This window comes from Bradyrhizobium sp. (assembly GCF_035484855.1).
Classification (GTDB): Bacteria; Pseudomonadota; Alphaproteobacteria; order Rhizobiales; family Xanthobacteraceae; genus Bradyrhizobium.
In genome coordinates this window covers 1-23,239 of record NZ_DATHOP010000153.1, presented here as the reverse complement: position 1 = coordinate 23,239, position 23,239 = coordinate 1, and the positions used below count along the sequence as shown (strand labels likewise).

Here is a 23,239-nt window from a genome sequence, read left to right as displayed (position 1 = left end):
ATTTTGTCCGTCCAAGGCCGAGAAGGACGCGCAGACCAGGATCACACCTTCGGGCGCCACCAGCCGCTCGAGGCGCGCCAGCGTGGCGTCGCGATCCATCCAGTGCAGGGCTCTGCCGATCGTCACGACGTCGAAGCTGCCGATGTCGGCCGGAACGTCTTCGGCCTTGCCTTCGATCAGGGTGATGGCCCGTGACGCACGCGCGGCCGCCTCTCTTGCCGCGGCGATCATGGCCGGTTCCGGATCGACGCCGACGATGCGGCCGACATGGGGGGCAAAGCCGAGTGCCAGCACCCCCGGTCCCGTCCCGAGGTCGATCAGGGCGTGCTGCTTTCCGAGCGAAAGCCTTTGGGCGATCGTGTCGAACAATTCGGCCGGATAAGGCGGCCGCAACTCCTCGTACATCGCAGCCGTGGTGGCGAAGCGTCCCATCGTCGGATCAGCGATCCTTTCATCTATCGGAGCGGGATCGCGCGAGCCGCAAGGCCGGCTACACGTGCTGCCCGCCGTTGATGTGGATTTCGGCGCCGTTGACGTAGGAACTCGTCTCCGTGCACAGCACATAGATGATCTTGGCCACTTCATCGGGTGTGCCGAGGCGATGCAGCGGGATCTGCTGCTCGACGATCTTCTCGGTGCCCGGCGACAGGATCGAGGTGTCGATCTCGCCCGGCGCGATCGCATTGACGCGGATGCCGTGGCGGCCGAAATCCGACGCCATCTCGCGGGTTAGCGAAGCCAGCGCCGCCTTCGAGGTCGCATAGGCCGCGCCCGCGAATGGATGCACGCGGCCGCCGGCGATCGAGGTGACGTTGACCACCGAGCCCTTTGCGGCCTTCAACTCCTCGATCAGCCCGCGCGCCATCATGATCGGCGCGAAGAAATTGACCCGGAACACGTGGCTCCAGGTCTCGACGTCGGTATCGATCGAGCCGAGCCGCTTGCCGCCTTCGGCCTTCGGCGAGATCGCGGCGTTGTTGACGAGCGCGTGCAGTGCGCCGCCCTCCAGCCGCTGGCGGATGTCCGAAATGGCCCGCGTGGTGTCGGCGTGGTCGGCGAGGTCGACCTGGATGTGATCCTCAGGCCCGGCGTCCCACGGGCAGTCCTCCGGGAACGGATGGCGCGAACAGGTCAGCACGCGCCAGCCGGCGGAGGAAAAGCGGATCACGGTCGCATGTCCGATGCCGCGGCTGGCCCCGGTCAGGAGCAGCGTGCGCCGCGGCGTGTTGGCGGAAGTGGCCATGTCGGTCCCTTCAGGCTTTCGATCAGGGATAAAGCCGCGTCTTGGACCAGGGTTGGCCCGCAGCGTCGCGGCGGAATTCGATGCGGTCGTGCAGGCGGAACGGGCGGTCGTGCCAGAACTCGAAGCGCAATGGCGCGATGCGCCAGCCGCTCCACCCGGGCGGGCGCGGCACCTCGCCGATGAGGTGTTTGGCTGCGACCTTCGCAATCGCCTGCTCGAAGGCAAAACGGCTCTCCAGCGGCTGCGACTGTTTCGAAGCCCAGGCGCCGATCTGCGCCTGCTTCGGTCGGGTGGCGAAATAGGCGTCGGCCTCGGCCTCCGTCACTGGCGACACGTTGCCGCGGATGCGAACCTGCCGGCGCAGCGACTTCCAGTGAAACAGTAAAGCCGCCTTAGGATTTGCGGCCAATTCGCGGCCTTTTGGGCTGGCGATGTGGCTGTAGAACACAAAACCCCCGGCGTCATAGCCTTTCATCAGCACCATCCGCACGTCGGGCAGGCCGCTCTCATCGACGGTCGCAAGCGACATGGCGGTGGGATCGTTGGGTTCGGACTTCACCGCTTCTGCAAACCATTCACCGAACAGGGCAAACGGCTCGCCCGCCTCGGTGAAATCACCGGATGTTAACGCTGTCGGGTGTTTGATGAAGGTCGTGTCACTCATTTTGGAGTCCCGAGTTGCGCCCGCCCGCGGTCCAGCACGCGTTGCCGTCCTCTCACAGGCTTGTCCTATATAAGACATGGCGGCGCGTTGGCCTATCGGCGATCGGGCCCGCGGGCGCCGTGGTGAGCCTGATTTTGATCGGCCTGGGCACCGGCGGCTGCAGCATGTCCCGGCCCGACAATGCCTTCGCCAGGATGGGAGATAACGAGGTCACGGGGTCGATCGGCGCGATGAAGCCCCCCGGCCCGGCGCCGACGGACGCCGACCTCGCCTTCGCCCGCAATGCGGCTTCCGACGTGCTGACCAAGGGCGACAAGGATTCCAGCCAGCCCTGGGAAAACCCCGAGACCGGCGCGCGCGGTTCGGTCACCCCGCTGGCCCAGGCCTATAGCTCGGACGGGCGGACCTGCCGCGATTTCCTGGCGAGCTATGTCAATGGCAGCAACGAAAGCTGGCTGCAGGGCGAGGCCTGCCAGACCGCCGAGGGACGCTGGGAGATTCATACGCTGAAACCGTGGCGACGGGGTTGAGGGTGGCAGTTGCAAAAATGCAACGACGACCCCAAATGAAATCGTGCAAATGAAACCGTATGGGCGGGCAGCCCTTTAGTTTAACATCTGATTTCCCTGAAGGAGACGTGACGGATGCGCGACCCCTATGAGGTCTTGGGGGTGCCGCGGGGCGCCAGCGCTGCGGCGATCAAGAGCGCCTATCGCAAGCTTGCCAAGAAGCATCACCCCGACGCCAACAAGAACGACCCGAAGGCGGCCGCCCGGTTCTCCGAGATCAATTCGGCCAACGAGATCATCGGCGACGAGGACAAGCGCAAGCAGTTCGATCGCGGCGAGATCGACGCCGAGGGCAAGCCGCGCTTCCAGGGTTTTCCCGGCGGCGGGCCCGGCGGGCGCGCGGGTCCCGGCGGTTTCGAGACTCATACCTTCCGCACCGGCGGCGCAGGCCCCGGCGGAGGTGGCGGCTTCGAGGATATCCTGAACAGCATGTTCGGCGGCGCGGCGGGACGGGGGCCGCGGCCCGGCGGCGGCACCACCTTCGAATTCGACACCGGCGGCATCGCGCTCGACCTCGATCTTTCGGTTGCCATGACGGTGTCGCTGGAAGAGGCGGTCAACGGCGCCGAGAAGCGCGTCCGGCTGCCGACCGGCAAGGAGCTCAATGTCAAGATTCCGGCCGGCGTCATGGCGGGCCAGCAGATCCGGCTGAAGGGGCAGGGCGAGACCGCGCCCGGCCATCCGCCCGGCGATCTCCTGATCACGGTCTCGATCGCGCCGCACCGCTTCTTCAAGGTCGACGGTAGCGATTTGCGCGTCGAGCTGCCGATCACGCTCTATGAGGCCGTGCTCGGCGGCAAGGTTCGCGTGCCGACGCTCGGCAGCGCGGTCGAATTGTCGATCCCGAAAAACACCTCGAGCGGGCGGACCTTTCGCCTCAAGGGCAAGGGCCTGCCGAAGCCGACGGGAACTCCCGGCGACCTGTTCGTCACCACCAAAATCGCGCTGCCGGACGGGAACGATGCCGAACTCGAAGCGTTGATGCAAAAATGGCGCGACACACGCCCCTATAATCCGCGCAGCGATCTCTTTTGATCGCTCGATTGCGCTTGGGCAAATTCGCCCGAAAAAAGTGCGACCCCGACCAGGGGACCAGCGCGGTACCAAACCCCGGTCGAGGCCGCTTGCGTCGATCGGCGGATCGAACGCGGCTCAACTTCGCGTGATCACCTGGTGCGATAATGAGACGCACCCATGGTATGATTCCAGAAATACAATGTCCGAATTGGGGACATGGGCCAACACGCCAATCAAGACGCAATCAAGTCGCAATTCAGCCGCCGGTTTTCTCGGTTTGGTCGTAGACGAGGCGCGCGACTTGGGCGAGGCGCTCGCGGTCGCTGCCGCCGCTGACGACGTAGCCGACGCCGTTGTCGGCCCAGAACAGCGCGCCGTCATTGTCCTGTTTCGCGTATCGCATCTGCGTGGTCGTCGCATCGGCGCGCGCGGTGTAGACCGTGAAACGCTCACCGGAGGCGCTCTCATACATCAGGAACGATGCGGGTCCAGTGGGGCCCGGCAACAGCCGGCCGCCGACCAGCTTCAAACCCGTCGCGTCGAGCTCCGGCGCGCGCACGTCCCAGCCGCAGCGCTTGGTCAGCCATTGCTGCAGGTGGACACGTTCGCTGCCGGGAACATCGACCGGATGGCGGACTTCGACCACGTAGAGCCGGTGCGCGTCGAGCGCATCGTCGGTGAAATTCTGGAACAGCGAGGGCGAGGCGACCGCGCCGCGCGCCATCCAGCCGGCGCCGCCGCCGGCGATGAACGCCAGCAACGCGGCCGCCACCGCCCCGTAAATCCAGCGGCGCGGCTGCCGCTCCAGCCGCTCGATCTCGAGCCGCTTCGGCACCGGCTCGTCGGCGACGCTGTCGTAGCGCGCATGCAGCGCATCCGCCATCGTGCGCCACGAACGCACCCGCTCGGCATCGTCGGGATGCGCTGAGAGCCACGCCTCGACATCGCCGCGACGCTCCGCCGGCAATTCGTTGTCGACATAGGCGTGCAACTCGTCTTCGGTGACGGGAATTTTTGGGTCGGTCATGGTCGTTGTCTCTCAGTCGAAATTTTATTGATGCGCTCTCTCCTTACGGGAGCGAGCCAAAACACAGGTCCAAGCCTGACGGCGCAACTCACATCGAAACACGCATCCACGAAACACGTATCCATATGCATAATGCCTGCCATCATTTCACCCGCCGCAGCGCCACCCGCTCGCCCTCCAGCGAGGCCTTGACATGGGCGCGGGCACGCGCGAGCCGCGACATTACGGTGCCGATCGGCACCCCCTGGATGTCGGCGACCTCGCGATAGCTCAACCCTTCCAGCATCACCAGCAGCAGCACCGAGCGTTGCTCCTCGACCAAGGTCGCCAGCGCGCGCGCGATGTCGCGGCCTTCCGCCTCGGTCCCGCTGGCGTCGGGATTGTTGTCGAGCAGCGGCATGAATTGCGGCCGCCGCGCCAGCGACCGCCGCCGGTTCTTGTTGAGGTTGGTCAGGATGGTGTAGAGCCAGCTCCTGACATCGCCGCCGAGAAACAGCCGTTCCGAGCGCAATGCCCGCACCAGCGTGTCCTGCACCAGATCGTCGGCGATGTCGGCATCGCGCGCCAAGGCGCGCGCATAGCGACGCAGCGCCGGGATCATGGCTTCGACACTTTCGCGAAACGCGGTCATTGACGCTTTCGGTCTTGGATATGTCCGTTGGGCGTCAAACCTCGACAACGCCTTGAGCTATATAACACCGAAATCTCGCGGCTATTCCGGCTGTTGAGGTTGCCGGTGTCAACCGTCCGGACCGGGGGCGGATTTGGGCTGTACCGGCTCGGAGGGCTGGTGTACCTCCAGACCGGGGCAGGGTCGATTGGAAACCGTGATGGCGCAAAGTTCAGGTCTGATGCAGGGTAAGCGCGGGGTGATTCTCGGAGTTGCCAACAACCGCTCGATTGCCTGGGGCATTGCGAAAGCCTGCCACGCCGCGGGAGCGGAGATTGCGCTGACCTGGCAGGGCGACGCGCTAAAAAAACGCGTCGAGCCGCTCGCGAAAGAATTCGGCGGCATCCTGCTCGGCCATTGCGACGTCACCGATCCCGCGACCATCGATGCCGCCTTCGACGTAGTGCGGGAGAAATGGGGCAAGATCGATTTCGTGGTGCACGCGATCGCGTTCTCCGACAAGGACCAGCTCGACGGCCGTTATCTGGAGACCACCGCGGATAATTTCTCGAAAACCATGCTGATCAGCTGTTATTCGCTGACCGCGATCGCGCAGCGCGCCGAAAAACTCTTGATCGACGGCGGTTCGATCCTGACGCTGACCTATTACGGCGCCGAGAAATGGATGCCGCATTACAACGTGATGGGGGTGGCGAAGGCTGCGCTGGAAGCCAGCGTGCGCTATCTCGCCGCCGATCTCGGCGAGAAGAACATCCGCGTCAACGCGATTTCGGCGGGGCCGATCAAGACCCTGGCGGCCTCCGGCATAGGCGATTTCCGCTATATCCTGAAGTGGAACGAGTACAACGCCCCGATGCGCCGCACCGTCACGATCGAGGAAGTCGGCGACAGCGCGCTGTATCTGCTCTCGGATCTTTCGCGCGGCGTCACCGGCGAGGTGCACCACGTCGATTCCGGCTATCACATCGTCGGAATGAAGCGCCCGGACGCGCCTGACATCACACTGAGCAATTCACTGGCGAAGGAATAGCAAAACTCGTCATGCCCGGGCTTGACCCGGGCATCTATCCCTTCAAAGAGTCTCTGTGAAGATGGATTGCCGGGTCAAGCCCGGCAATGACGCGAGAGAATATGCCCACCATCTACTACATCCGCCACGGCGAAACCCAATGGAACGCCGACGGCAGACTGCAGGGCACGAAGGACGTTCCGCTCAACGATCTCGGCCGCCGGCAGGCGGCCGCCGCGGGCCGCATTCTCGCCGGCCTGTTGACGCGCGATGGCCGCAGCGCGGCGGCGCTCGCATTCGTCGCCAGCCCGCTCGGCCGGGCGCGCGCGACCATGGAACTAGTGCGCGGCGCGCTGAAACTGCCGCCCGCTGAATACGCCACCGACGCGCGGCTGCGCGAGATCGCCTACGGCCAATGGGAAGGCTCGACGCTTCCTGAGATGCAGGCGCAAGACCCGGTGTTTTTCGCTCGCCGCCAGGCCGATAAATGGTCGGTCGCCGCACCCGGCGGCGAGAGCTATGCCGAAGTGCAGGCGCGGGTGACCGGCTGGTACGAGCAGGTGACCGTGGACACGGTCGCGGTCGCCCATGGCGGTACCGCGCGGGCGCTGATGGTGGCGCTCGGCTTCGAGACGCCGGCGAGCGCCGCCGACCTCGCGATCGCGCAGGGCGCGGTCTATGTGTTCGGCGACGGCGGGCTGACGAAGTATGGTTAACGGCGGACGGGTCGTGCGCCCGCCCCATCCATCGTCACGCCGGGACTCTCTCCCGTCGTCATGCCCGGGCTTGTCCCGGGCATCCACGTCTTTTCTGGCGCCAAAGGAAGACGTGGATGGCCGGGTCAAGCCCGGCCATGACGATCTGGGGCCATTTGACCCCCCTTCCGAGGCGCGTTACGACACGATGCTGACAATCAACACAGACGTTGACTGTCAACGTCAGCGATTGAACGTATCATGTCCTTCAACACCTTCGGCCATATGTTCCGCGTCACGACCTTCGGCGAGAGCCACGGGGTTGCGATCGGCTGCGTGGTTGACGGCTGTCCGCCGCTGTTGCCGCTCACGGCCGAAGACATCCAGCACGATCTCGACCGCCGCCGCCCCGGCCAGTCGCGCTTCACGACGCAGCGGCAGGAAGCGGACGCGGTCAAAATCCTGTCGGGCGTGATGGCGCATCCCGAGACCGGCGTGCAGGTGACGACGGGCACGCCGATCGCGCTATTGATCGAGAACACCGACCAGCGCTCGAAAGACTATTCCGACATCAAGGACAAGTTTCGGCCCGGACACGCCGACTTCACCTATGAGGCAAAATACGGCTTGCGCGATTATCGCGGCGGCGGCCGCTCCTCGGCGCGCGAGACCGCGTCCCGCGTCGCCGCCGGCGCCATCGCGCGCAAGATATTGCCGGGCGTGAAAGTGCGCGGCGCGCTGGTGCAGATGGGCCCGCACAAGATCGACCGCGACAAATGGGATTTCGACGAGATCGCAAGAAATCCGTTCTTCTGTCCCGACAAGGACAAGGCCGCCTTCTTCGAGGACTATCTCGACGGCATCCGGAAAGAAGGCTCGTCGATCGGCGCGGTGATCGAAGTGATCGCCGAAGGCGTGCCGGCCGGCCTCGGCGCGCCGATCTACGCCAAGCTCGACGCGGATTTGGCCGCTGCGCTGATGAGCATCAACGCGGTGAAGGGCGTCGAGATCGGCGCCGGCTTTGGCGCGGCGGAATTGTCGGGCGAGGAAAACGCCGACGAGATGCGCATGGGCAACCAGGGTGTGAGCTTCCTGTCCAACCACGCCGGCGGAATTCTGGGCGGCATTTCGACGGGCCAGCCGGTGGTCGCGCGTTTTGCGGTCAAGCCGACGTCGTCGATTTTATCGCCGCGCCGCACCGTCGATCGCTCAGGCGCCGACACCGACATCATGACCAAAGGCCGCCACGACCCCTGCGTCGGCATCCGCGCGGTGCCGGTCGGCGAAGCCATGATGGCCTGCGTGCTGGCGGATCACTTCCTGCGCCATCGCGGGCAGGTGGGGTAGCGCGAGCCACCAAGGTAGTACTTGATTTCCTGCGGCGACCGGCGACAATGACGTCGCGCAGGCATCCCGGTACCAAGCTTTTTACAAGACGAGGAAAACTCGCTCGGCGACGGCAATGCCATTTGCTGCGCGGGAGGCTATTAGTCATGCGCGGACTGCAGTGCGCCGACCCAATACAAACCGTCGACCGCCTCGCCATAGTGATTGGCAGCGATGTCACGCTGCCGCGCTGCGAAGAATTCACTCAGTTTCGCGCTGAAATTGTCTCCGACGCCGAAACAGTGGCAACGCCAAAAATGATTGTCGAGACAACGCGCTGCGCACGCGAACCCGTGCGCAGGCGTTGAACCATGGAGACGCGATAGACTGAAAAGCACTGCAAGCCGGCTTCAGATCGGCCGAATGGCATCACCAAGGGAGGAATGCATGACGAGAGTAACTCGACGTAACGTTCTCAAGGGCGGTACCGCCCTGGTCGGCGGCATGGCCGGCATCCTGGCCACCGGCCGCGCGCCCGCTTTTGCTGAGGGCACGACGATACACTGGCTGCGCTGGAACGACTTCGTGCCGGCTTCCGATCAGCTGCTGCGCAAGGAGCTTATTCCCGCGGCCGAGAAAGAGCTCGGAATCAAGATCAATCTTGAGACCGTGAATGGCAACGACCTGCAGCCGCGCGTGACTGCGTCCGTTCAATCGGGAAGCGGTCCTGATCTCATCATGATCTTCAACAACCAGTCAGCGCTCTATGCGGAGAGCGTGGTCGACGTCAGCGATCTCGCCGAGGAAGTCTCGAACAGGGAAGGCGGGCTCTACAAATACTCGCGCGCCGTTACCAGCGACGGCAAGAAATTCAACGCGATGCCGTGGACCATCGTCGGTGCCATGAACGCGTACCGCAAGTCCTGGTTCGAAGAGGTCGGATACACGAAGTTTCCCGAGACCTGGGACGCCTACTACGACGCCGGCAAGAAGTTGAAGGCAAAGGGCCGTCCACTCGGCCAGGCCGTCAGCCATTCGTTCGGCGATCCGCCGACCTTCGTCTATCCGCTGCTGTGGTCGTACGGGGGCAAGGAAGTGGAAGCCGACGGCACGGTGGCAATCAACAGCAAGAACACGATCGATTCCGTCAAGTTCATGACGAGCTTCTATAAGGATACCTGCGACGAGGGTGGCCTGGCGTGGGACGACACCAGCAACAACCGTGCGTTCCTGTCGCAGACCATCGCATCCACGCTCAATGGCGCCTCGATCTACATCGAGTCACTGCGCAACCCCGACAAGTACACTACCGAGAAAGGCGTGCCGCTGAAGACCGATATCCTGCACGCGCCTCTGCCCAAAGGACCACAGGGGCAGTTCGGTCTGCATACGTTCTTCTCGCACATGCTGATGAACTACTCGCCGAACCAGAAGGCGGCGAAGGACCTGCTGAGGTGGATACATACTCCGGCAAACTACGAGAAGTGGTTCATCTCACAGAAGGGCTTTGCCACGCCGCCGACGGCGAAATGGGAAAGCCACGAGCTGTGGCTCGCGGATCCGGTGATGGACCCCTTCAAGGTCGCAGGCAAGCTCGGCCAGGCGCCGGGCTACGCGGGCCCTGCGGGCAAGAAGGCCGCCGAGGCGCTGACCAAGTACGTCATCGTCGATATGTACGCGAAGGCAATCCAGGGGATGACGGCGGAGGAAGCCGTGAAGTGGGCGGAAGGCGAACTGAAGAAGATCTATACTTGAACGGGCGCGCTCAACATTCCCTGCCGCCGCGAAGGGGCTGCCGCCGGGACAACTCCAAGGTTTCGCATCACGCGCCGGCTGGCGCGTGCATCGAGGTGAAGCTAGATGGCGATTGCTGAAACCCAGGTCTACATGCCACAGGCGCCGCGGCCCAGGCTCCGGCTGCTCGAGGACGAGCGTTGGCTCGCACTCGTGCTGCTGATACCGACCCTGGTGCTGCTCGGTTTATTCATCGCCTATCCGTTCGTGCGCGGCATTCTGCTGTCGGTGACAGACTCGCGCGTGGGAGTGCCCGGCCACTTCGTCGGCCTCGCCAACTTCTACAAGATCTTCAATGACGGGATCTTTCGCACCTCGGTCTACAACACCTTCGTCTATACCGGCGTGACCACCGTCTTCAAGCTGGCGCTCGGGTTGTGGCTCGCCATGCTGCTCAACCGTAATTTCCGCGGCAAGGCCTTGACCCGCGCTTTCATCCTGCTGCCCTTCATCATCCCGACCGTGCTTTCGACTTTCGCCTGGAAGTGGATGTTCGACCCCACATTCAGCGTTCTCAATTGGCTGCTCTACCATTTCGGCTTGATCACCGGCCGGATCAACTGGCTGGGCGATCCGGACCTCGCGATGGTCTCGATCATCATCGTCAACATCTGGCGCGGGGTTCCGTTCTTCGCCATCAGCCTGCTCGCCGGCCTGCAGACCATCAGTCCCGAACTCAGCGAGGCCGCCGCCATCGACGGCGCCAAGCCTTGGCAGCGGTTCTGGCACATCACCTGGCCGCTGCTGCTGCCCGTGACCATGGTCGTGGTTCTGTTCTCGGTGATTCAGACGTTCGCGGACTTCCAGATCGTCTATGTGATGACAGGTGGCGGACCGGCCAATGCAACGCATCTGTTCGCCACCTACGCCTATCAGATCGGCATCGGCACCGGCCTTTTGAGCGAGGGCGCCGCCATCTCGCTCGCGATGTTTCCGATCCTGTTTCTGGTCGTCATCATCCAGCTTCTCTACATCCGCCGCGTGGAGGTCCGCTGAGCCATGATCGAGGGCGCGCTGTGGCGAAAGTGGGTGTTCTTCTATATCCCGATGGCGTTGTTCCTGGTTTTCCTGCTGTTTCCGTTTTACTGGATGTTGATTACTTCGGTGCGGCCGGATGGCGAGCTGTACCGGCCCTGGAACTCGATCAACTACAATCCGTTCTGGACCTGGAAACCGACCTGGGACCACGTTAGATACCTGTTCGAAGAGACGCTGTTTGCATCGTGGCTGTGGAACACGACGTTCATCGCGCTCATGTCAACCGCCATCTCGCTCGTGTGCGGCGTGTTCGCCGGCTATGCGCTGTCGCGGTTGAACTTTCCGTTTGCCGGCAGCCTCGGCACCGGCATCTTCATCACCTACCTGGTGCCGCAGACGCTGCTGTTCATTCCGCTGGCCGAGATCATCCGCAACTACCGGCTGGGCGACACGCCGTGGTCACTGATCCTGACCTATCCGACCTTTCTTATTCCGTTCTGCACCTGGCTCATGATGGGCTACTTCAAGGCGGTACCCAAGGAGCTCGAGGAATGCGCGCGCATTGACGGCGCCTCGCGCTGGCAGGCCATGCTCTACATCGTCATCCCCGTTGCGATCCCGGGCATCCTCTCGGCCGGCATCTTCGCTTTCACACTGTCGTGGAACGAGTTCATCTATGCGCTTGTCTTTCTGTCCTCGCCTGAGCAGAAGACCGTGCCGGTCGGCGTTACATCGGAGCTGATCCGCGGCGATGTATTTTTCTGGGGACCGCTGATGGCTGGGGCCTTGCTCGGATCGATCCCGGTCGCCATCGCCTATTCGTTTTTCGTCGAGCACTACGTCGCAGGTTTGACCGGATCGGTGAAGGGCTGACGGCAACCCGGATCATCGGGAGACAGGTGGGAGCGAATGGGACAGGTCGTCCTCAAGGGGATCAACAAGTTCTACGACAGCGTGCACGCTGTCAAAGACGTCAATCTGCAGATCCGCGACAAGGAGTTCGTGGTGTTCGTCGGACCGTCCGGCTGCGGCAAGACGACGACCCTCAGGATGATCGCCGGGCTTGAAGCAATCAGCTCCGGCGACATCTCAATCGACGGCAACGTGGTCAATGAACTGGCACCCATGGACCGCGACATCGCCATGGTGTTTCAGAACTACGCGCTCTACCCGCACATGAGCGTATACGACAACATGGCATTCGGTCTGAAGATGCGTAAATTCGAAAAGCCCGAGATTGGCAAGCGCGTGCGGGACGCGGCCGATATCCTCGGCATCGGTGAATTGTTGACGCGCAAGCCGCGCCAGCTCTCCGGCGGCCAGCGCCAGCGCGTGGCGCTTGGCCGTGCCATCGTGCGCCACCCCCGCGTGTTCCTGTTCGACGAGCCGCTGTCGAACCTCGATGCCAAGCTACGGGTGCAGATGCGCGTTGAGCTCAAGAAGCTGCATCTGCGCCTCGGCACCACCGCCATTTATGTTACCCACGATCAGGTCGAGGCCATGACCCTGGGTGACCGGGTCGTCGTCATGAAGGACGGCGTGGTGCAGCAGGTGGGAGAGCCGCTCGAGCTGTACAATCAGCCCGCCAACAAATTCGTCGCCGGCTTCATCGGCTCCCCGGCCATGAATTTCGCCGCCGTTACAGTGACCGAGGCGGACGGATCGCTGATTGCCGAGAACTCCGGCTTGTGCATCAAGCTGCCGGAAGAGACCGCGCAGCGCCTGCGCGGCCATGTCGGCCGCGAGATCACGCTCGGCGTGCGCCCGGAGGACCTTACCGTCGCCGGCTCCGCCGATCTTGACCTCCCATGCTTCGATGCCGTGATTGAGGTGGTCGAGCAACTCGGCTCGGAAATCCTGCTCGATATGAAGGTCGGCGAGGGTGTCATGGTGGCGAGCGTGGAGCCGACCGTGCGGGTGAAGGTGCGCGACAAGCTGCGCGTCGCCATGCGCCCTTCCAGGCTTCACGTTTTCGACGCGAAGACGGAAGCCGCAATCTAATGCCGGCGCATCTGGACGTCATTGCCTGCGACAAACGCGAAGCGTTTGTGCAAGGGAGCGAAAGCGACGAAGCAATCCAGCTTTTTTCATTGTTGCGGCGCGATGGATTGCTTCGCTTGCGCTCGCAATGACGGCCGAGAGAGCGCCGCTCTACCGCATCTCATACTCCGCTTTGTCAAACCCGGCTGTCATCTTCCAATACTCCACCAGCCGCCACGGCGTGATCGCAAACACGCGGCCGTGGGGGTTGCGGTACCAGTTGGTCATGCCCGGATGGGTCCACACCATGCGCGCGTGCATGGCGTCGACCTTGCGGTTGTAGGCCTCGTAGATTTCCGGCTTGCACTCGATCGAGCGATGGCCGCCTTCCAGCAGTTCACGCAACGCCAGCATCATGTGGCGCACGCCGCATTCGGTCATGAAGATCTGGTTGCCGCCATGCGCGAGGCCGGTGTTGGGGCCGGTCAGCATGAAGAAGTTCGGGAAGCCGGGCACAGTGAGGCCGAGATAGGCTTTTGCGTCGTCGGGGCCCCAGACGTCGTGCAGCTCGCGCCCCTTCCGGCCACGGATTTTCATCGGATGCAGCATCTTGCTGACCATAAAACCGGTGGCGAACACCAGCGCGTCCGCCGGCCAGATGTTCCCGTCCCTCGTGCGGACGCCCTCGGGCACGATGCGATCGATCGGGTCGGTGACGAGATCGACGTTGTCGCGCTTGAGCATCCGAAACCAGTAATTGTCGATCAGGATGCGCTTGCCATAGGCCGGATAATCCGGAACGACCTTTTGCAAAAGGTCCGGCCGGTCCTCGAGCTCGGCACGCATGTGTCTTGTCATGAAGTGGCGGTGCTTTTCGTTGATCGCATTCAGCGAGCGTTCCGGGTGCGGCCAGTCGGGGTCGACCGTCAGCGCTGCATGCAGGCCGTCCGCAAATCCCCAGAACAGCTGGAAGCGGTACCAGCGCAGATAGAACGGCACATTGGCGAGCGCCCATTTCTTTCCTTCGTTGACGCCCTCATGATAGTTCGGGTTCGGCACCACCCAGTGCGGCGAGCGCTGGAAGATCGTCAGGCGTTCGACATCGGGCGCGAGGCTCGGGCCGACCTGATGGCCCGATGCGCCGGTGCCGATCATGGCGACGCGCTTTCCGCGCCAGTCGAAATCGCGATCCCATTGCGCGGTGTGGAAGGCGGGCCCCGCAAACGAGTCGAGTCCGGCAATATCAGGCAGTTTTGGCCGGTTCAGCACGCCGACCGCGGAGACCAGCACACGGGCTGTGAGCTGTTGGTCCGTCCCATCTTGGCCTTGCGCGGTGATGCGCCAAACCGCGCCAGCCTCGTCATATCGCGCCTCCACCACTTCGGTGCCGAGCCGGATATGTTTGCGCAGATCGTATTTGTCGGCGACTCTTTCAAAATAATTCCAGAGCTCGTCGCGCTTGGCGAAGAAATGCGACCACTCGTGATTGGGCTCGAAGGCGTAGGAATAGAAATGATTGGGCGTGTCGACGCCGCAGCCAGGATAGATATTCTCATACCAGGTGCCGCCGACGGCGTCGTTCTTCTCGAGGATGACGAAGGGAATGCCGGCCTGTTGCAACTGGATGCCGGCATAGAGGCCGGACATGCCGGCGCCGATGATGACGACCTGCGTGGCCTGCAGCGCGTCCGGCCCGGGGGTTTTCCGCCATTTCAGGCTGCGCGAGGCCAGATTGTCGTCGGTCAGGTCCTCGCGCATCATCGCGATATAATCGTCCGACACCGTCTCGCCGGTTGCGACCGCCATCATCTCGCGCAGCAGCGAATCGTCGGCCTGTCGCGGCGGCGTCCTGCCGCTGCGCGAAATCTCCGCCAGCACCTCGGCGAGCCGGTCACGCACCCGGGCGCGCAGCGGCTCGGGCATGAACTCCTGATAGTTCATCGGGCCGCGGATGAACGGCTTTGCAGCCTCCAGCCAATGTTTTTCGCCGGTGAGCTGCACCAGCGACAGCAACAGCGTCGCCGGATCGGCCGCCTCCAGCGCCCGCCGCAGCAAGGCCGCGTCGGCCGATGTTTCCGCTCCCGAATCCAGCATTTCTCGCGTCCGCGATGGTGTTTGCGCCAACTTTGCCTTGCTGAGGCGAAAACGCAAAGCATTTGTGTTAGCTTGACGTCCTCGGAACTTGCGCAGGACATGCATTCCCCATGAACGCCGCGGACCTGAAGAAAATCTCCGACTGGCTGATCGATGGCGCGAGGTCGGCTGCAAGCTCGCCCGCGATGGTGTCGGAGTTCTGCGAGCGGCTGGTTGGAGCCGGGCTGCCGCTATGGCGCGTCGGCATGTTCGTCCGGACGCTCCATCCCGACGTTCTCGGCGTCAATTTCATCTGGAAGCCCGGCGCCGAGGTCATCTTCGGCACCGCGGATTTCGGTTTCCTGGATTCGCCGGAATTCAAAAGCAGTCCGCTGGCGATCGTGTTCGGCGAGGCCCGGGAGGTCCGGCATCGCATCGACGATCCCGAAAGCCGGCGCTTTCCATTTCTCGACGACATGCGCGCGGAGGATGTCACCGACTATATCGCGCTGCCGCTGCTGGCCACCGATGGCACGATTCACGCATCGAGCTGGACCACGAAGGCGCCGGGTGGGTTCAGCGACGAGCAGTTGGACGGCCTGCGATCGCTGATGCCGCCGCTGGCCCGCCTCATCGAGGTCATCAATCAGCGCCGCAGGGCGTCGGTCCTGCTCGACACCTATGTCGGTTCCCGCGCCGGCGAGCGCATTCTCGGCGGCCAAATTCGCCGCGGCCACACCGAGACCATGCATGCCGCGATCTGGCTGTCGGACCTGCGCGGTTTCACGGCGCTGTCCGACCGGCTGCCGGCCGAAACCGTGGTCGACATCCTCAACCATTATTTCGACTGCCAGGTGGCGGCGATCAAAGGCCATGGCGGCGAGGTGCTCAAATTCATGGGCGACGGGCTGCTCGCGGTGTTCCCGATTTCGGAAGCTGACGGCGATGAAGAGCATGTCTGCGCGCGGGCGCTGCAAGCGGCGCGGCAATCGCGCGCCAGCGTCCATGCGCTGCAATACCCGATCGGTGGCACCACCGAGCGGTTTCGCTTCGGGGTTGCGCTGCATGTCGGCAAGATCCTCTACGGCAATATCGGCGGCGGCAACCGGCTCGACTTCACCTGCATCGGCCCCGCCGTCAATCTCGCAGCAAGGCTGGAGAAGATCGCCGGCAAGCTGCATCGCACCGTCGTGGCGTCCGAGGGCTTCGCGGACATCTGCACCGGCGGCTGGACCGAACTCGGCGAGTTTCCGATCGCCGGATTTTCCAGGCCTGAGCGCGTCTACGGTTTGGCGGACGAGATACCGAAGGATTCGTAGCCCGGATGCAGCGCAGCGTAATCCGGGACCGCATCGCCAGCCCGAGCACTGTCCCCGGATTGCGCTTCGCTCCATCCAGGCTACGAACTACGTTGCCGCGCTACTCCTCGGGCTCGGTGGTGAACAGCAGCGGATAGCCCTTGGCGCGACCGGCGTCGGTGGCACGCGTCGCCTTGGTCTCGGCGACGTCCTTGGTGAAGACCGCGACCACACAGACGCCGCGCCGGTGTGCCGTGATCATGACCTTGTGGGCCTGGTCCTCGGTCATGCGGAATTCCGCCTTCAGGACCGTGACCACGAATTCGCGCGGCGTGTAGTCGTCGTTGACGAGGATCACCTTGTGCAGGCGCGGCCGTTCGGTCTTGGTCTTGACCTTGGTCTTCGGCTTGGTGACGGCGTCGATCATTGCGGTGGCTGCTCCGGATGTTCTCCTTGCATCGGGTTTGCCAGTTTACAACCTCCCGCTCCGGGGCGGAACCGGCGCTTTGCGATGGCTTCATTGCAGCGGCGGCACCGTGCGCAAATAGGCGACGATATCGGCCAGGTCGGCCGGCGTCAGGCCCGCATAATAGGCATAGGCCATCGGCGGCTTCAGCCGCCGCCCGTCGCGCGAAATACCTTCCGTGATGGCGCGGCCGATTTCGGCATCGCTCCAGGCGCCGATGCCGGCCGCGGGATCGGAGGTGATGTTGGCGGCGACGCTGTCGGGTGTTCCCGCGGGCGCACCCTCGCGCGCCGGGAAAGTCCTGCCGCCGCGGCCAAGGCCATTCCTGAAATCGGAGACGCCGCGCGACCAGGCGGTGTGGCATTCCATGCAATGGCCGACGGTGACCAGATAAGCCCCGCGGCGGACCGGATCGGCAAACATCTTCTTGTCGAAACCCGCCTCGGCGTCCGGATAGGGATCGCGCCGCACCGGCGCCTTGTACACGGGGACCGGGGATTCGTTGCGGACCGGCTTGATGCTGCGCAGATAGGCGACGACGGCGTCGAGATCCTCAGGCAGCAACGCCCGGTAGAAATTGGCCGGCATGATCGCCGCCAGCGGCACGCCGGCGAGATGGCCATGGTCCGGGCGCACGCCATCGATCAGCGCGCGTCTGATCTCGGCATCGCTCCAGCGTCCGATCCCGGTTTCGGCATCGGGCGTGATGTTCGGCGCTGTGGCGACGAAGGCCGGCGTGTCGAATGTCAGCCCTCCGGAAAAGGCCTTGTCGGGGATCATCCGGCCTTCGCCATCGCGCGGCGAATGGCAATTGCCGCAGGCCATGATGGTGTTGACGAGGTAATCGCCGCGCGCGGTGAGGGTTTCCGCCTTAGCGCCATGAGCGGCAACCGACAGCACGACGCAACACGCGATAGCGATCCTGAACATGATGCCCCCTTCATTCGAGGGTCGCTGTATCGCACGACTATCCGGCGCAGCAAAGCCGGCAGCTCCATAATTGAGGCAGCCTTGCGGCTAACTCGAATGTGAACATCAAGGCATGTTCCTGCTTTTCGAAGTCCGCTTTGCGTGTCACCATCCGCTTCGACGACGGGAGGGCCGCTGATGCGCTGGTATGTCTCGTTTCTGACGGTGCTTGTCGCCGGCGCGATCGCCGGCGGCGACGTCGCGGGGCTCGCTGCACCCGGCCCCAACGCGCGAACGACCGCGCAAGCGGCGGACAAGGCGCCGGTCGACGTCGAACTGATCCTCGCCGTCGACGTCTCCTACTCGATGGACATGGATGAACTGGCGGTCCAGCGCGAGGGCTACGCGCAGGCCATCGTCTCCAAGGAGTTCTTGCAGGCGCTGAAAAGCCTGCCCAACGGCAAGGTCGCGATCACCTATTTCGAATGGGCGGCCTCCAGCGACCAGAAGATCATCATTCCCTGGCGGCTGATCGACGGTCCGGAAACTGCCGATGCCGTCGCCGAGGAGATATTGAAGACGCCGATCCGCCGCGCCTCGCGCACCTCGATCTCGGGCGCGATCTATTTCGCGATGCCGCTGTTCGACGAGAACCCGTATCGCGGCATGCGGCGCGTGATCGATATCTCCGGCGACGGGCCCAACAACAACGGCTCGCCCGTCAGCGGCGCGCGCGAGATGGCGCTGTCCAAGGGCATCGTCATCAACGGCCTGCCGATCATGGTCAAGGAGCCGTCCTATTCGACCATGGATATCGACAATCTCGACTGGTACTACGAGGACTGCGTGATCGGCGGCCCCGGTTCCTTCGTGGTCGCGATCAAGGACCGCGAGAAATTCAAGGAAGCGATCCGCGCCAAATTGCTGCTCGAAGTCGCCGGCCGAACGCCGGAGCGCCGGATCGTCCCGGTCGCCGACAAGGAGCCTCGCGTCTCCTGCCTGATCGGCGAGAAGATCTGGCAGGACCGGTGGGGACGGTAGTTCGTAGCCCGGATGGAGCGCAGCGTAATCCGGGATTCTTGTTTGGAGTCAGATCGACCAACGGCGCGACAAATGGCCCCGGATTGCGCTGCGCTTCATCCGGGCTACGTGAAGTCACCTCTTAAACCGCGCCACCAGCTCGACATGCGGTGTGTGCCGGAACTGGTCGACCGGGGTTACGCTTTCAAGCTTATAGCCGCCGTCGACCAGGATGCGGGCGTCGCGCGCGAAGGTCGCGACGTTGCAGGACACTGCGACCACGACGGGAATCTTGCTGACCGCGAGTTGCCGCACCTGCGCCTCCGCGCCCCGCCGTGGCGGATCGAACACGATCGTGTCGTAGTCGCGAAGCTCCTGCGGCATCAGCGGACGGCGGAACAGGTCGCGTGCCTCGGCCTTCACCGGCTTCAGGCCGGAGGTCGCCATTGCCGCCTTCTGCAGCGCCGCCACCGCGCCGGCGTCGCTGTCGAACGCGGAAACCCGTGTCTTCGCTGCCAGCCTCAGGGCAAACGGCCCGACTCCGCAGAACAGATCGGCGATGTGCCTGGCGCGCTTGCAATGTTCCGACACCAGCGCCGCCAGCGTTTGCTCGCCGACAATTGTTGCCTGGAGGAACGACCCCGGCGGCAACGTCACGCGCGCCGTGCCGATCACGATCGTCGGCGGCTCGCGCATCAGCACCAACTCGCCGTGCCGCGTCAGCCGCGCCAGGCGGTGCTGTTCGGCAACGCGCGACAGCGTCGCGATCATTTTGGCCGGCAGCGGCCCCGAGCCGCGGACATCGACGTCGAGGCCGCCTTCGGTCGCCGTGATCTGGATGTCGAGCGGTTTTCCCGTCGGCGTCAGCGGCTCGGCCAGCGCCCATGCCGCCTCCAGCGCGCCGCTCAAGGCGGGATCGAGGATCGGGCAGCGATCGACGGGAACGATGTCGTGCGAGCCTGCCGCCGCGAAACCGACCTTGAGCACGTCGTGCGTGCTCATCCTTGCATGCAGCGTGATCCGCCGCCGGCCGAGCCCATGGGCGTCGATCAATGGCGCCACCTCGCCATCGAGCCTCGCCTGCGCCAGCGTCTCAACGACGAGATTTCGTTTCCAGGCGCGATAGGGCTCGGCGTCCCAATGCTGGATCGCGCAGCCGCCGCAGACGCCAAAATGCTGGCAGAAGGGCGGAATCCGTTCCGGGCTGGCGCGCTCGATGGCGAGCAGGCGGCGGCGGTCGGGATGGCCGGCAACCGGCGCCACTTCCACCGTCTCGCCGCCAAGCGTGTACGGCACATAGATGCTTTTGCCGTCGACGAGGGCGACGCCGTCGCCAAAATGGCCGACGTGATCGATCAGGACAAGCTCAACCACGGCGCGCGCCGAGAAAGAATTCGATATTGCCGTCGCCACCCTTGATCGATGACGGAAACACCTGGATGTCGGTGCAGCCCAGCGAAGCCACGAAGCCAGTGATGTCGTCGCAGATTTCCTGATGCACCATCGCGTTGCGGATGATGCCGCGCTTGGAATGCCTCCGCGGCGCCTCGAATTGCGGCTTGATCAGCGCCAAGAGATGCATCGGGGCGGCGGCAAGCGACAAGGCCACAGGCAGCACGGCCTTCAACGAGATGAAGCTGACGTCGACGACGACGATATCCGGCCGCACCGGCAGCCGCTTGCCTTCGAGCTTGCGAATGTCGGTCTCCTCCATCGAGACGACTTTTGGATGGCCGCGCAGCGATGGATGCAGCTGCTCGCGCCCGACATCGATCGCGAACACGAGATCGGCGCCGCCCGCCAGCAGCACCTCGGTAAAGCCTCCGGTCGATGCGCCGACGTCGAGGCAGACATGCCCCTCGATATCCAAAGGGTATTGCTCCAGCGCGCCGGCGAGCTTGACGCCGCCGCGCGAGACATAGGGATGCGCGGGCTCTGCCTGCAACGCTGCATCAGTGGCAACCGTCTCCGAGGATTTTGCGATTTGCCTGCCATCGGCAATCACGAGGCCGGCCTCGATCGCAGCCCGCGCCCGCGTCCGGCTCTCGAACAGGCCGCGTTCGACCAGGAGAACGTCGATGCGCTTGCGGGGGGATGACATGCCGGTTCGGTCCCTTGCCGAGGTTCAACGCAGCGCCGGCGAATGCGGCGCGGCCAGCCGTTCGGCGGCGATCCGCACACAAGCCTCGAACGCGGTCAGGTCGTGCCAGATATAAGCGGGCGTCCGCAGCGGTGTCACCAGCCGGCAGCCATAGAGCTCGAGCGCATGAACGATCATCAGGTTTTCCGCCAGGCCAAAATTCTCAACGGTCAATCCCGCCGCGTCGACCAGCCGGCCGTCGCGCGCAACCACCGTGGTGAACCGACGCACCCGGTCGGCATAGGTCGAGGGGTCGTTGGAATAGCCGAGACAGAGCTTGCCGCGCCCGGCCATGAAGCCGAGCTCGTAGACGGTGCCGGCGTCCGCGCCCGCTCCGCGAAACGGAGTCAGGTTGGCGATGATGGCATCTGCCTCGTTCATCATGGCCTCGTTGCCGCGAAAGATCTGAAGCGAGGCGTCCGGCGCGGCGAGGTCGATCGCCTTGTCCAGCGGATACAGCCCGGTCAGTCCGTGCCGATGACACAAATCGGCCTTGCGTCGTCCGATATCAATGGCGTCGGGCAGGAAAACATCGGGACCGGCGAGATAAATCTTCATTGCTCTAGCCGTCATTGCGAGCGAAGCGAAGCAATCCATAGCCGCAGGAAAGAATGGATTGCTTCGTCGCAAGAGCTCCTCGCAATGACGAACGCAATACAGGCTGCGTTCCGCGAGCCTCAGGCCAGCTTCACGGTTTCGACCTTGAAATCCTTGCCGAGGGTTTCGAACACCTTCTTGACGATGCCCTTGGCGTCGAGGCCGGCGCGGGCATACATCGCATTCGGCGAGTCATGGTCGAGGAACACGTCGGGCAGCACCATCGCGCGCATCCGTAGACCGCCGTCGAGCATGCCGTGCTCGGCCAGCGTCTGCATCACATGCGAGCCGAAGCCGCCGATCGCGCCTTCCTCGATGGTCAAGAGGATTTCGTGTTCGCGCGCGAGCTTCAGCACCATGTCGACATCGAGCGGCTTCATGAAGCGCGCGTCGGCAATAGTGGTGGAAAGGCCATGGGCTGCGAGTTCGTCGGCCGCCTTCTCGCATTCCGCCAGCCGCGTGCCGAACGACAATAGCGCGATCTTGGTGCCTTCGCGGACGATGCGGCCCTTGCCGATTTCGAGGGGAATGCCAGCTTCCGGCATCTCGACGCCGCGGCCTTCGCCTCTGGGGTAGCGCAGCGCGCTCGGGCGGTCGTTGATCGCGACCTGGGTCGCCACCATGTGCACCAGTTCGGCCTCGTCGGAGGCCGCCATGATGACGAAATTGGGCAGGCAGCCGAGATAGGCGTTGTCGAACGAGCCGGCATGGGTGGCGCCGTCGGCGCCGACCAGGCCGGCGCGATCGATCGCAAACCGCACCGGCAGGCTCTGGATCGCGACGTCGTGGACCACCTGGTCATAGCCGCGCTGCAGGAAGGTCGAATAGATCGCGCAGAACGGCTTGAAGCCCTCGGTCGCCAAACCAGCGGCGAAGGTCACGGCGTGCTGCTCGGCGATGCCGACGTCGAAGGTGCGGTCCGGGAAGGCCTTGTTGAAGATATCGATCCCGGTGCCCGAGGGCATCGCCGCGGTGATGCCGACGATCTTCTCGTCCTTCTGGGCTTCCTTGACGAGGCTCTGGCCGAACACGTTCTGGTAGGCCGGCGCGTTCGGCTTGGCTTTCGCCTGGGCGCCGGTGGCGACGTCGAACTTGACCACCGCATGGTACTTGTCGGCCGCTGCTTCCGCCGGACCGTAGCCCTTTCCCTTTTGCGTCACGACGTGGACCAGGATCGGGCCGGTCTCCATGTCGCGAACGTTCTTCAAGACCGGCAGCAGATGGTCGAGGTTATGGCCGTCGATCGGGCCGACATAATAGAAGCCGAGCTCCTCGAACAGCGTGCCGCCGTCCATCATGAAGCCGCGGGAATATTCCTCGACGCGGTTGGCGCGATTGGCGATGATTTTCGGCAGGCGCTTGTTGATCTGCTTTGCAGCTTCGCGCAGCGAGCGGTAGGTCTTGCCTGAATAAAGCCGCGACAGATAGGCCGACATGGCGCCCACAGGCGGGGCAATCGACATGTCGTTGTCGTTGAGGATGACGATCAGCCGGGAGTTCATCGCGCCGGCGTTGTTCATGGCCTCATAGGCCATGCCGGCGGACATCGCGCCGTCACCGATCACGGCGATGACATTATTCTTGCCGCCGGAGAGGTCGCGCGCCACGGCCATGCCGAGCGCAGCGGAAATCGAGGTCGAGGAATGCGCGGCGCCGAACGGATCGTAGTCGCTTTGGGTGCGTTTTGTGAAACCTGAAAGGCCGCCGCCGGTGCGCAGCGTGCGAATGCGGTCGCGCCGGCCGGTGAGGATCTTGTGCGGATAGGCCTGATGGCCGACGTCCCAGATCAGGCGATCGCGCGGG

General features: G+C 63.9%; 25 protein-coding genes. 13 read left to right on the top strand and 12 right to left on the bottom strand.

Annotated features, from left to right (window positions below):
• From VK804_RS16865 to pdxH, 3 genes are all read right to left on the bottom strand, one after another.
• Window positions 1-432, bottom strand: a 432-nt coding sequence (locus tag VK804_RS16865) for a class I SAM-dependent methyltransferase (protein ID WP_325372244.1), incomplete at its 3' end; no start/stop codon positions are given.
• Between the two features lie 58 nt (window positions 433-490).
• Window positions 491-1,243 (bottom strand): SDR family oxidoreductase, encoded by a 753-nt coding sequence (locus VK804_RS16860; RefSeq protein WP_325372242.1) that lies wholly within the window; start codon window positions 1,241-1,243, stop codon window positions 491-493.
• Between the two features lie 22 nt (window positions 1,244-1,265).
• Window positions 1,266-1,907, bottom strand: a complete 642-nt coding sequence (gene pdxH / locus VK804_RS16855) for a pyridoxamine 5'-phosphate oxidase (protein WP_325372240.1) — start codon at window positions 1,905-1,907, stop codon at window positions 1,266-1,268.
• Window positions 1,908-2,029: 122 nt separating this feature from the next.
• On the opposite strand from pdxH, the gene VK804_RS16850 reads away from it, so the two are divergent.
• Both VK804_RS16850 and VK804_RS16845 read left to right on the top strand, forming a co-directional pair.
• Complete coding sequence (locus VK804_RS16850) at window positions 2,030-2,437, top strand: RT0821/Lpp0805 family surface protein (protein WP_325372238.1); 408 nt, start codon at window positions 2,030-2,032, stop codon at window positions 2,435-2,437.
• Between the two features lie 114 nt (window positions 2,438-2,551).
• Window positions 2,552-3,511 (top strand): DnaJ C-terminal domain-containing protein, encoded by a 960-nt coding sequence (locus VK804_RS16845; protein WP_325372236.1) that lies wholly within the window; start codon window positions 2,552-2,554, stop codon window positions 3,509-3,511.
• Between the two features lie 238 nt (window positions 3,512-3,749).
• Here VK804_RS16845 and VK804_RS16840 read toward each other — a convergent pair whose 3' ends face one another.
• Together VK804_RS16840 and VK804_RS16835 are read right to left on the bottom strand one after the other, a co-directional pair.
• Window positions 3,750-4,520 carry an anti-sigma factor gene (locus VK804_RS16840; RefSeq protein ID WP_325372234.1) on the bottom strand — a complete coding sequence of 257 codons (771 nt, stop codon included), beginning with the start codon at window positions 4,518-4,520 and terminating at the stop codon, window positions 3,750-3,752.
• Between the two features lie 142 nt (window positions 4,521-4,662).
• On the bottom strand, window positions 4,663-5,151 hold the full coding sequence (locus VK804_RS16835) for an RNA polymerase sigma factor (protein WP_325372232.1): 489 nt from the start codon (window positions 5,149-5,151) through the stop codon (window positions 4,663-4,665).
• Window positions 5,152-5,350: 199 nt separating this feature from the next.
• Between VK804_RS16835 and fabI the strand changes: the two genes are divergently transcribed.
• The 9 genes from fabI (at window position 5,351) to VK804_RS16790 (ending at window position 13,085) form a co-directional block, all read left to right on the top strand.
• The gene (gene fabI, locus VK804_RS16830; RefSeq protein WP_325372230.1) at window positions 5,351-6,181 is read left to right on the top strand and encodes an enoyl-ACP reductase FabI; all 831 of its coding nucleotides are present in this window, start codon (window positions 5,351-5,353) and stop codon (window positions 6,179-6,181) included.
• 101 nt (window positions 6,182-6,282) lie between these two features.
• Window positions 6,283-6,876, top strand: a complete 594-nt coding sequence (locus VK804_RS16825; protein ID WP_414642802.1) for a histidine phosphatase family protein — start codon at window positions 6,283-6,285, stop codon at window positions 6,874-6,876.
• A 240-nt stretch (window positions 6,877-7,116) separates the two neighbouring features.
• Window positions 7,117-8,202, top strand: a complete 1,086-nt coding sequence (gene aroC, locus VK804_RS16820; protein ID WP_325372226.1) for a chorismate synthase — start codon at window positions 7,117-7,119, stop codon at window positions 8,200-8,202.
• 146 nt (window positions 8,203-8,348) lie between these two features.
• The gene (locus tag VK804_RS16815) at window positions 8,349-8,549 is read left to right on the top strand and encodes a hypothetical protein (protein ID WP_325372224.1); all 201 of its coding nucleotides are present in this window, start codon (window positions 8,349-8,351) and stop codon (window positions 8,547-8,549) included.
• A gap of 136 nt (window positions 8,550-8,685) precedes the next feature.
• Window positions 8,686-9,936 (top strand): ABC transporter substrate-binding protein, encoded by a 1,251-nt coding sequence (locus tag VK804_RS16810; RefSeq protein WP_325372222.1) that lies wholly within the window; start codon window positions 8,686-8,688, stop codon window positions 9,934-9,936.
• A 105-nt stretch (window positions 9,937-10,041) separates the two neighbouring features.
• Window positions 10,042-10,971, top strand: a complete 930-nt coding sequence (locus VK804_RS16805; protein WP_325372220.1) for a sugar ABC transporter permease — start codon at window positions 10,042-10,044, stop codon at window positions 10,969-10,971.
• 3 nt (window positions 10,972-10,974) lie between these two features.
• The gene (locus VK804_RS16800; protein ID WP_325372218.1) at window positions 10,975-11,826 is read left to right on the top strand and encodes a carbohydrate ABC transporter permease; all 852 of its coding nucleotides are present in this window, start codon (window positions 10,975-10,977) and stop codon (window positions 11,824-11,826) included.
• Between the two features lie 36 nt (window positions 11,827-11,862).
• On the top strand, window positions 11,863-12,954 hold the full coding sequence (locus tag VK804_RS16795) for a sn-glycerol-3-phosphate ABC transporter ATP-binding protein UgpC (RefSeq protein ID WP_325372216.1): 1,092 nt from the start codon (window positions 11,863-11,865) through the stop codon (window positions 12,952-12,954).
• Window positions 12,954-13,085, top strand: coding sequence for a hypothetical protein (locus VK804_RS16790; protein ID WP_325372214.1), 132 nt, complete (start codon window positions 12,954-12,956; stop codon window positions 13,083-13,085). Before VK804_RS16795 ends, VK804_RS16790 begins: the two co-directional genes overlap by 1 nt.
• A 19-nt stretch (window positions 13,086-13,104) precedes the next feature.
• On the opposite strand, the gene VK804_RS16785 is transcribed toward VK804_RS16790, so the two are convergent.
• Entirely contained in the window at window positions 13,105-15,027 is a 1,923-nt protein-coding gene (locus VK804_RS16785) for an NAD(P)/FAD-dependent oxidoreductase (protein ID WP_325372213.1), read from the bottom strand.
• A gap of 110 nt (window positions 15,028-15,137) precedes the next feature.
• On the opposite strand from VK804_RS16785, the gene VK804_RS16780 reads away from it, so the two are divergent.
• Window positions 15,138-16,325 carry an adenylate/guanylate cyclase domain-containing protein gene (locus VK804_RS16780; protein WP_325372211.1) on the top strand — a complete coding sequence of 396 codons (1,188 nt, stop codon included), beginning with the start codon at window positions 15,138-15,140 and terminating at the stop codon, window positions 16,323-16,325.
• A 100-nt stretch (window positions 16,326-16,425) separates the two neighbouring features.
• Here the strand turns inward: VK804_RS16780 and clpS are convergent, their stop codons facing one another.
• Together clpS and VK804_RS16770 are read right to left on the bottom strand one after the other, a co-directional pair.
• The gene (gene clpS / locus VK804_RS16775; protein ID WP_324136475.1) at window positions 16,426-16,731 is read right to left on the bottom strand and encodes an ATP-dependent Clp protease adapter ClpS; all 306 of its coding nucleotides are present in this window, start codon (window positions 16,729-16,731) and stop codon (window positions 16,426-16,428) included.
• Between the two features lie 90 nt (window positions 16,732-16,821).
• Window positions 16,822-17,700 carry a c-type cytochrome gene (locus tag VK804_RS16770; protein ID WP_325372207.1) on the bottom strand — a complete coding sequence of 293 codons (879 nt, stop codon included), beginning with the start codon at window positions 17,698-17,700 and terminating at the stop codon, window positions 16,822-16,824.
• Window positions 17,701-17,877: 177 nt separating this feature from the next.
• Between VK804_RS16770 and VK804_RS16765 the strand changes: the two genes are divergently transcribed.
• Entirely contained in the window at window positions 17,878-18,720 is an 843-nt protein-coding gene (locus tag VK804_RS16765) for a DUF1194 domain-containing protein (protein ID WP_325372205.1), read from the top strand.
• A gap of 114 nt (window positions 18,721-18,834) precedes the next feature.
• On the opposite strand, the gene VK804_RS16760 is transcribed toward VK804_RS16765, so the two are convergent.
• The 4 genes from VK804_RS16760 to dxs all read right to left on the bottom strand — a co-directional run.
• Window positions 18,835-20,073, bottom strand: a complete 1,239-nt coding sequence (locus tag VK804_RS16760) for a class I SAM-dependent RNA methyltransferase (protein ID WP_325372203.1) — start codon at window positions 20,071-20,073, stop codon at window positions 18,835-18,837.
• Window positions 20,066-20,800 carry a TlyA family RNA methyltransferase gene (locus tag VK804_RS16755; protein WP_325372201.1) on the bottom strand — a complete coding sequence of 245 codons (735 nt, stop codon included), beginning with the start codon at window positions 20,798-20,800 and terminating at the stop codon, window positions 20,066-20,068. Before VK804_RS16755 ends, VK804_RS16760 begins: the two co-directional genes overlap by 8 nt.
• Before the next feature lie 24 nt (window positions 20,801-20,824).
• Window positions 20,825-21,397: a nucleoside 2-deoxyribosyltransferase gene (locus tag VK804_RS16750; RefSeq protein WP_325372199.1), complete on the bottom strand. Its 573-nt coding sequence runs from the start codon at window positions 21,395-21,397 to the stop codon at window positions 20,825-20,827.
• A 119-nt stretch (window positions 21,398-21,516) separates the two neighbouring features.
• The coding region (gene dxs / locus VK804_RS16745; RefSeq protein WP_325372197.1) for a 1-deoxy-D-xylulose-5-phosphate synthase at window positions 21,517-23,239 on the bottom strand (1,723 nt) is incomplete at its 5' end.

Excerpts from the sequence above, each read along its gene's own strand:
- VK804_RS16860 (WP_325372242.1), bottom strand. The coding sequence starts at position 1,243 with ATGGCCACTTCCGCCAACACGCCGCGGCGCACGCTGCTCCTGACCGGG.
- pdxH (WP_325372240.1), bottom strand. The coding sequence starts at position 1,907 with ATGAGTGACACGACCTTCATCAAACACCCGACAGCGTTAACATCCGGT.
- VK804_RS16845 (WP_325372236.1), top strand. The coding sequence starts at position 2,552 with ATGCGCGACCCCTATGAGGTCTTGGGGGTGCCGCGGGGCGCCAGCGCT.
- VK804_RS16840 (WP_325372234.1), bottom strand. The coding sequence starts at position 4,520 with ATGACCGACCCAAAAATTCCCGTCACCGAAGACGAGTTGCACGCCTAT.
- VK804_RS16835 (WP_325372232.1), bottom strand. The coding sequence starts at position 5,151 with ATGACCGCGTTTCGCGAAAGTGTCGAAGCCATGATCCCGGCGCTGCGT.
- fabI (WP_325372230.1), top strand. The coding sequence starts at position 5,351 with ATGGCGCAAAGTTCAGGTCTGATGCAGGGTAAGCGCGGGGTGATTCTC.
- VK804_RS16825 (WP_414642802.1), top strand. The coding sequence starts at position 6,283 with ATGCCCACCATCTACTACATCCGCCACGGCGAAACCCAATGGAACGCC.
- aroC (WP_325372226.1), top strand. The coding sequence starts at position 7,117 with ATGTCCTTCAACACCTTCGGCCATATGTTCCGCGTCACGACCTTCGGC.
- VK804_RS16815 (WP_325372224.1), top strand. The coding sequence starts at position 8,349 with ATGCGCGGACTGCAGTGCGCCGACCCAATACAAACCGTCGACCGCCTC.
- VK804_RS16810 (WP_325372222.1), top strand. The coding sequence starts at position 8,686 with ATGGCCGGCATCCTGGCCACCGGCCGCGCGCCCGCTTTTGCTGAGGGC.
- VK804_RS16805 (WP_325372220.1), top strand. The coding sequence starts at position 10,042 with ATGGCGATTGCTGAAACCCAGGTCTACATGCCACAGGCGCCGCGGCCC.
- VK804_RS16800 (WP_325372218.1), top strand. The coding sequence starts at position 10,975 with ATGATCGAGGGCGCGCTGTGGCGAAAGTGGGTGTTCTTCTATATCCCG.
- VK804_RS16795 (WP_325372216.1), top strand. The coding sequence starts at position 11,863 with ATGGGACAGGTCGTCCTCAAGGGGATCAACAAGTTCTACGACAGCGTG.
- VK804_RS16790 (WP_325372214.1), top strand. The coding sequence starts at position 12,954 with ATGCCGGCGCATCTGGACGTCATTGCCTGCGACAAACGCGAAGCGTTT.
- VK804_RS16785 (WP_325372213.1), bottom strand. The coding sequence starts at position 15,027 with ATGCTGGATTCGGGAGCGGAAACATCGGCCGACGCGGCCTTGCTGCGG.
- VK804_RS16780 (WP_325372211.1), top strand. The coding sequence starts at position 15,138 with ATGAACGCCGCGGACCTGAAGAAAATCTCCGACTGGCTGATCGATGGC.
- clpS (WP_324136475.1), bottom strand. The coding sequence starts at position 16,731 with ATGATCGACGCCGTCACCAAGCCGAAGACCAAGGTCAAGACCAAGACC.
- VK804_RS16770 (WP_325372207.1), bottom strand. The coding sequence starts at position 17,700 with ATGTTCAGGATCGCTATCGCGTGTTGCGTCGTGCTGTCGGTTGCCGCT.
- VK804_RS16765 (WP_325372205.1), top strand. The coding sequence starts at position 17,878 with ATGCGCTGGTATGTCTCGTTTCTGACGGTGCTTGTCGCCGGCGCGATC.
- VK804_RS16755 (WP_325372201.1), bottom strand. The coding sequence starts at position 20,800 with ATGTCATCCCCCCGCAAGCGCATCGACGTTCTCCTGGTCGAACGCGGC.
- VK804_RS16750 (WP_325372199.1), bottom strand. The coding sequence starts at position 21,397 with ATGAAGATTTATCTCGCCGGTCCCGATGTTTTCCTGCCCGACGCCATT.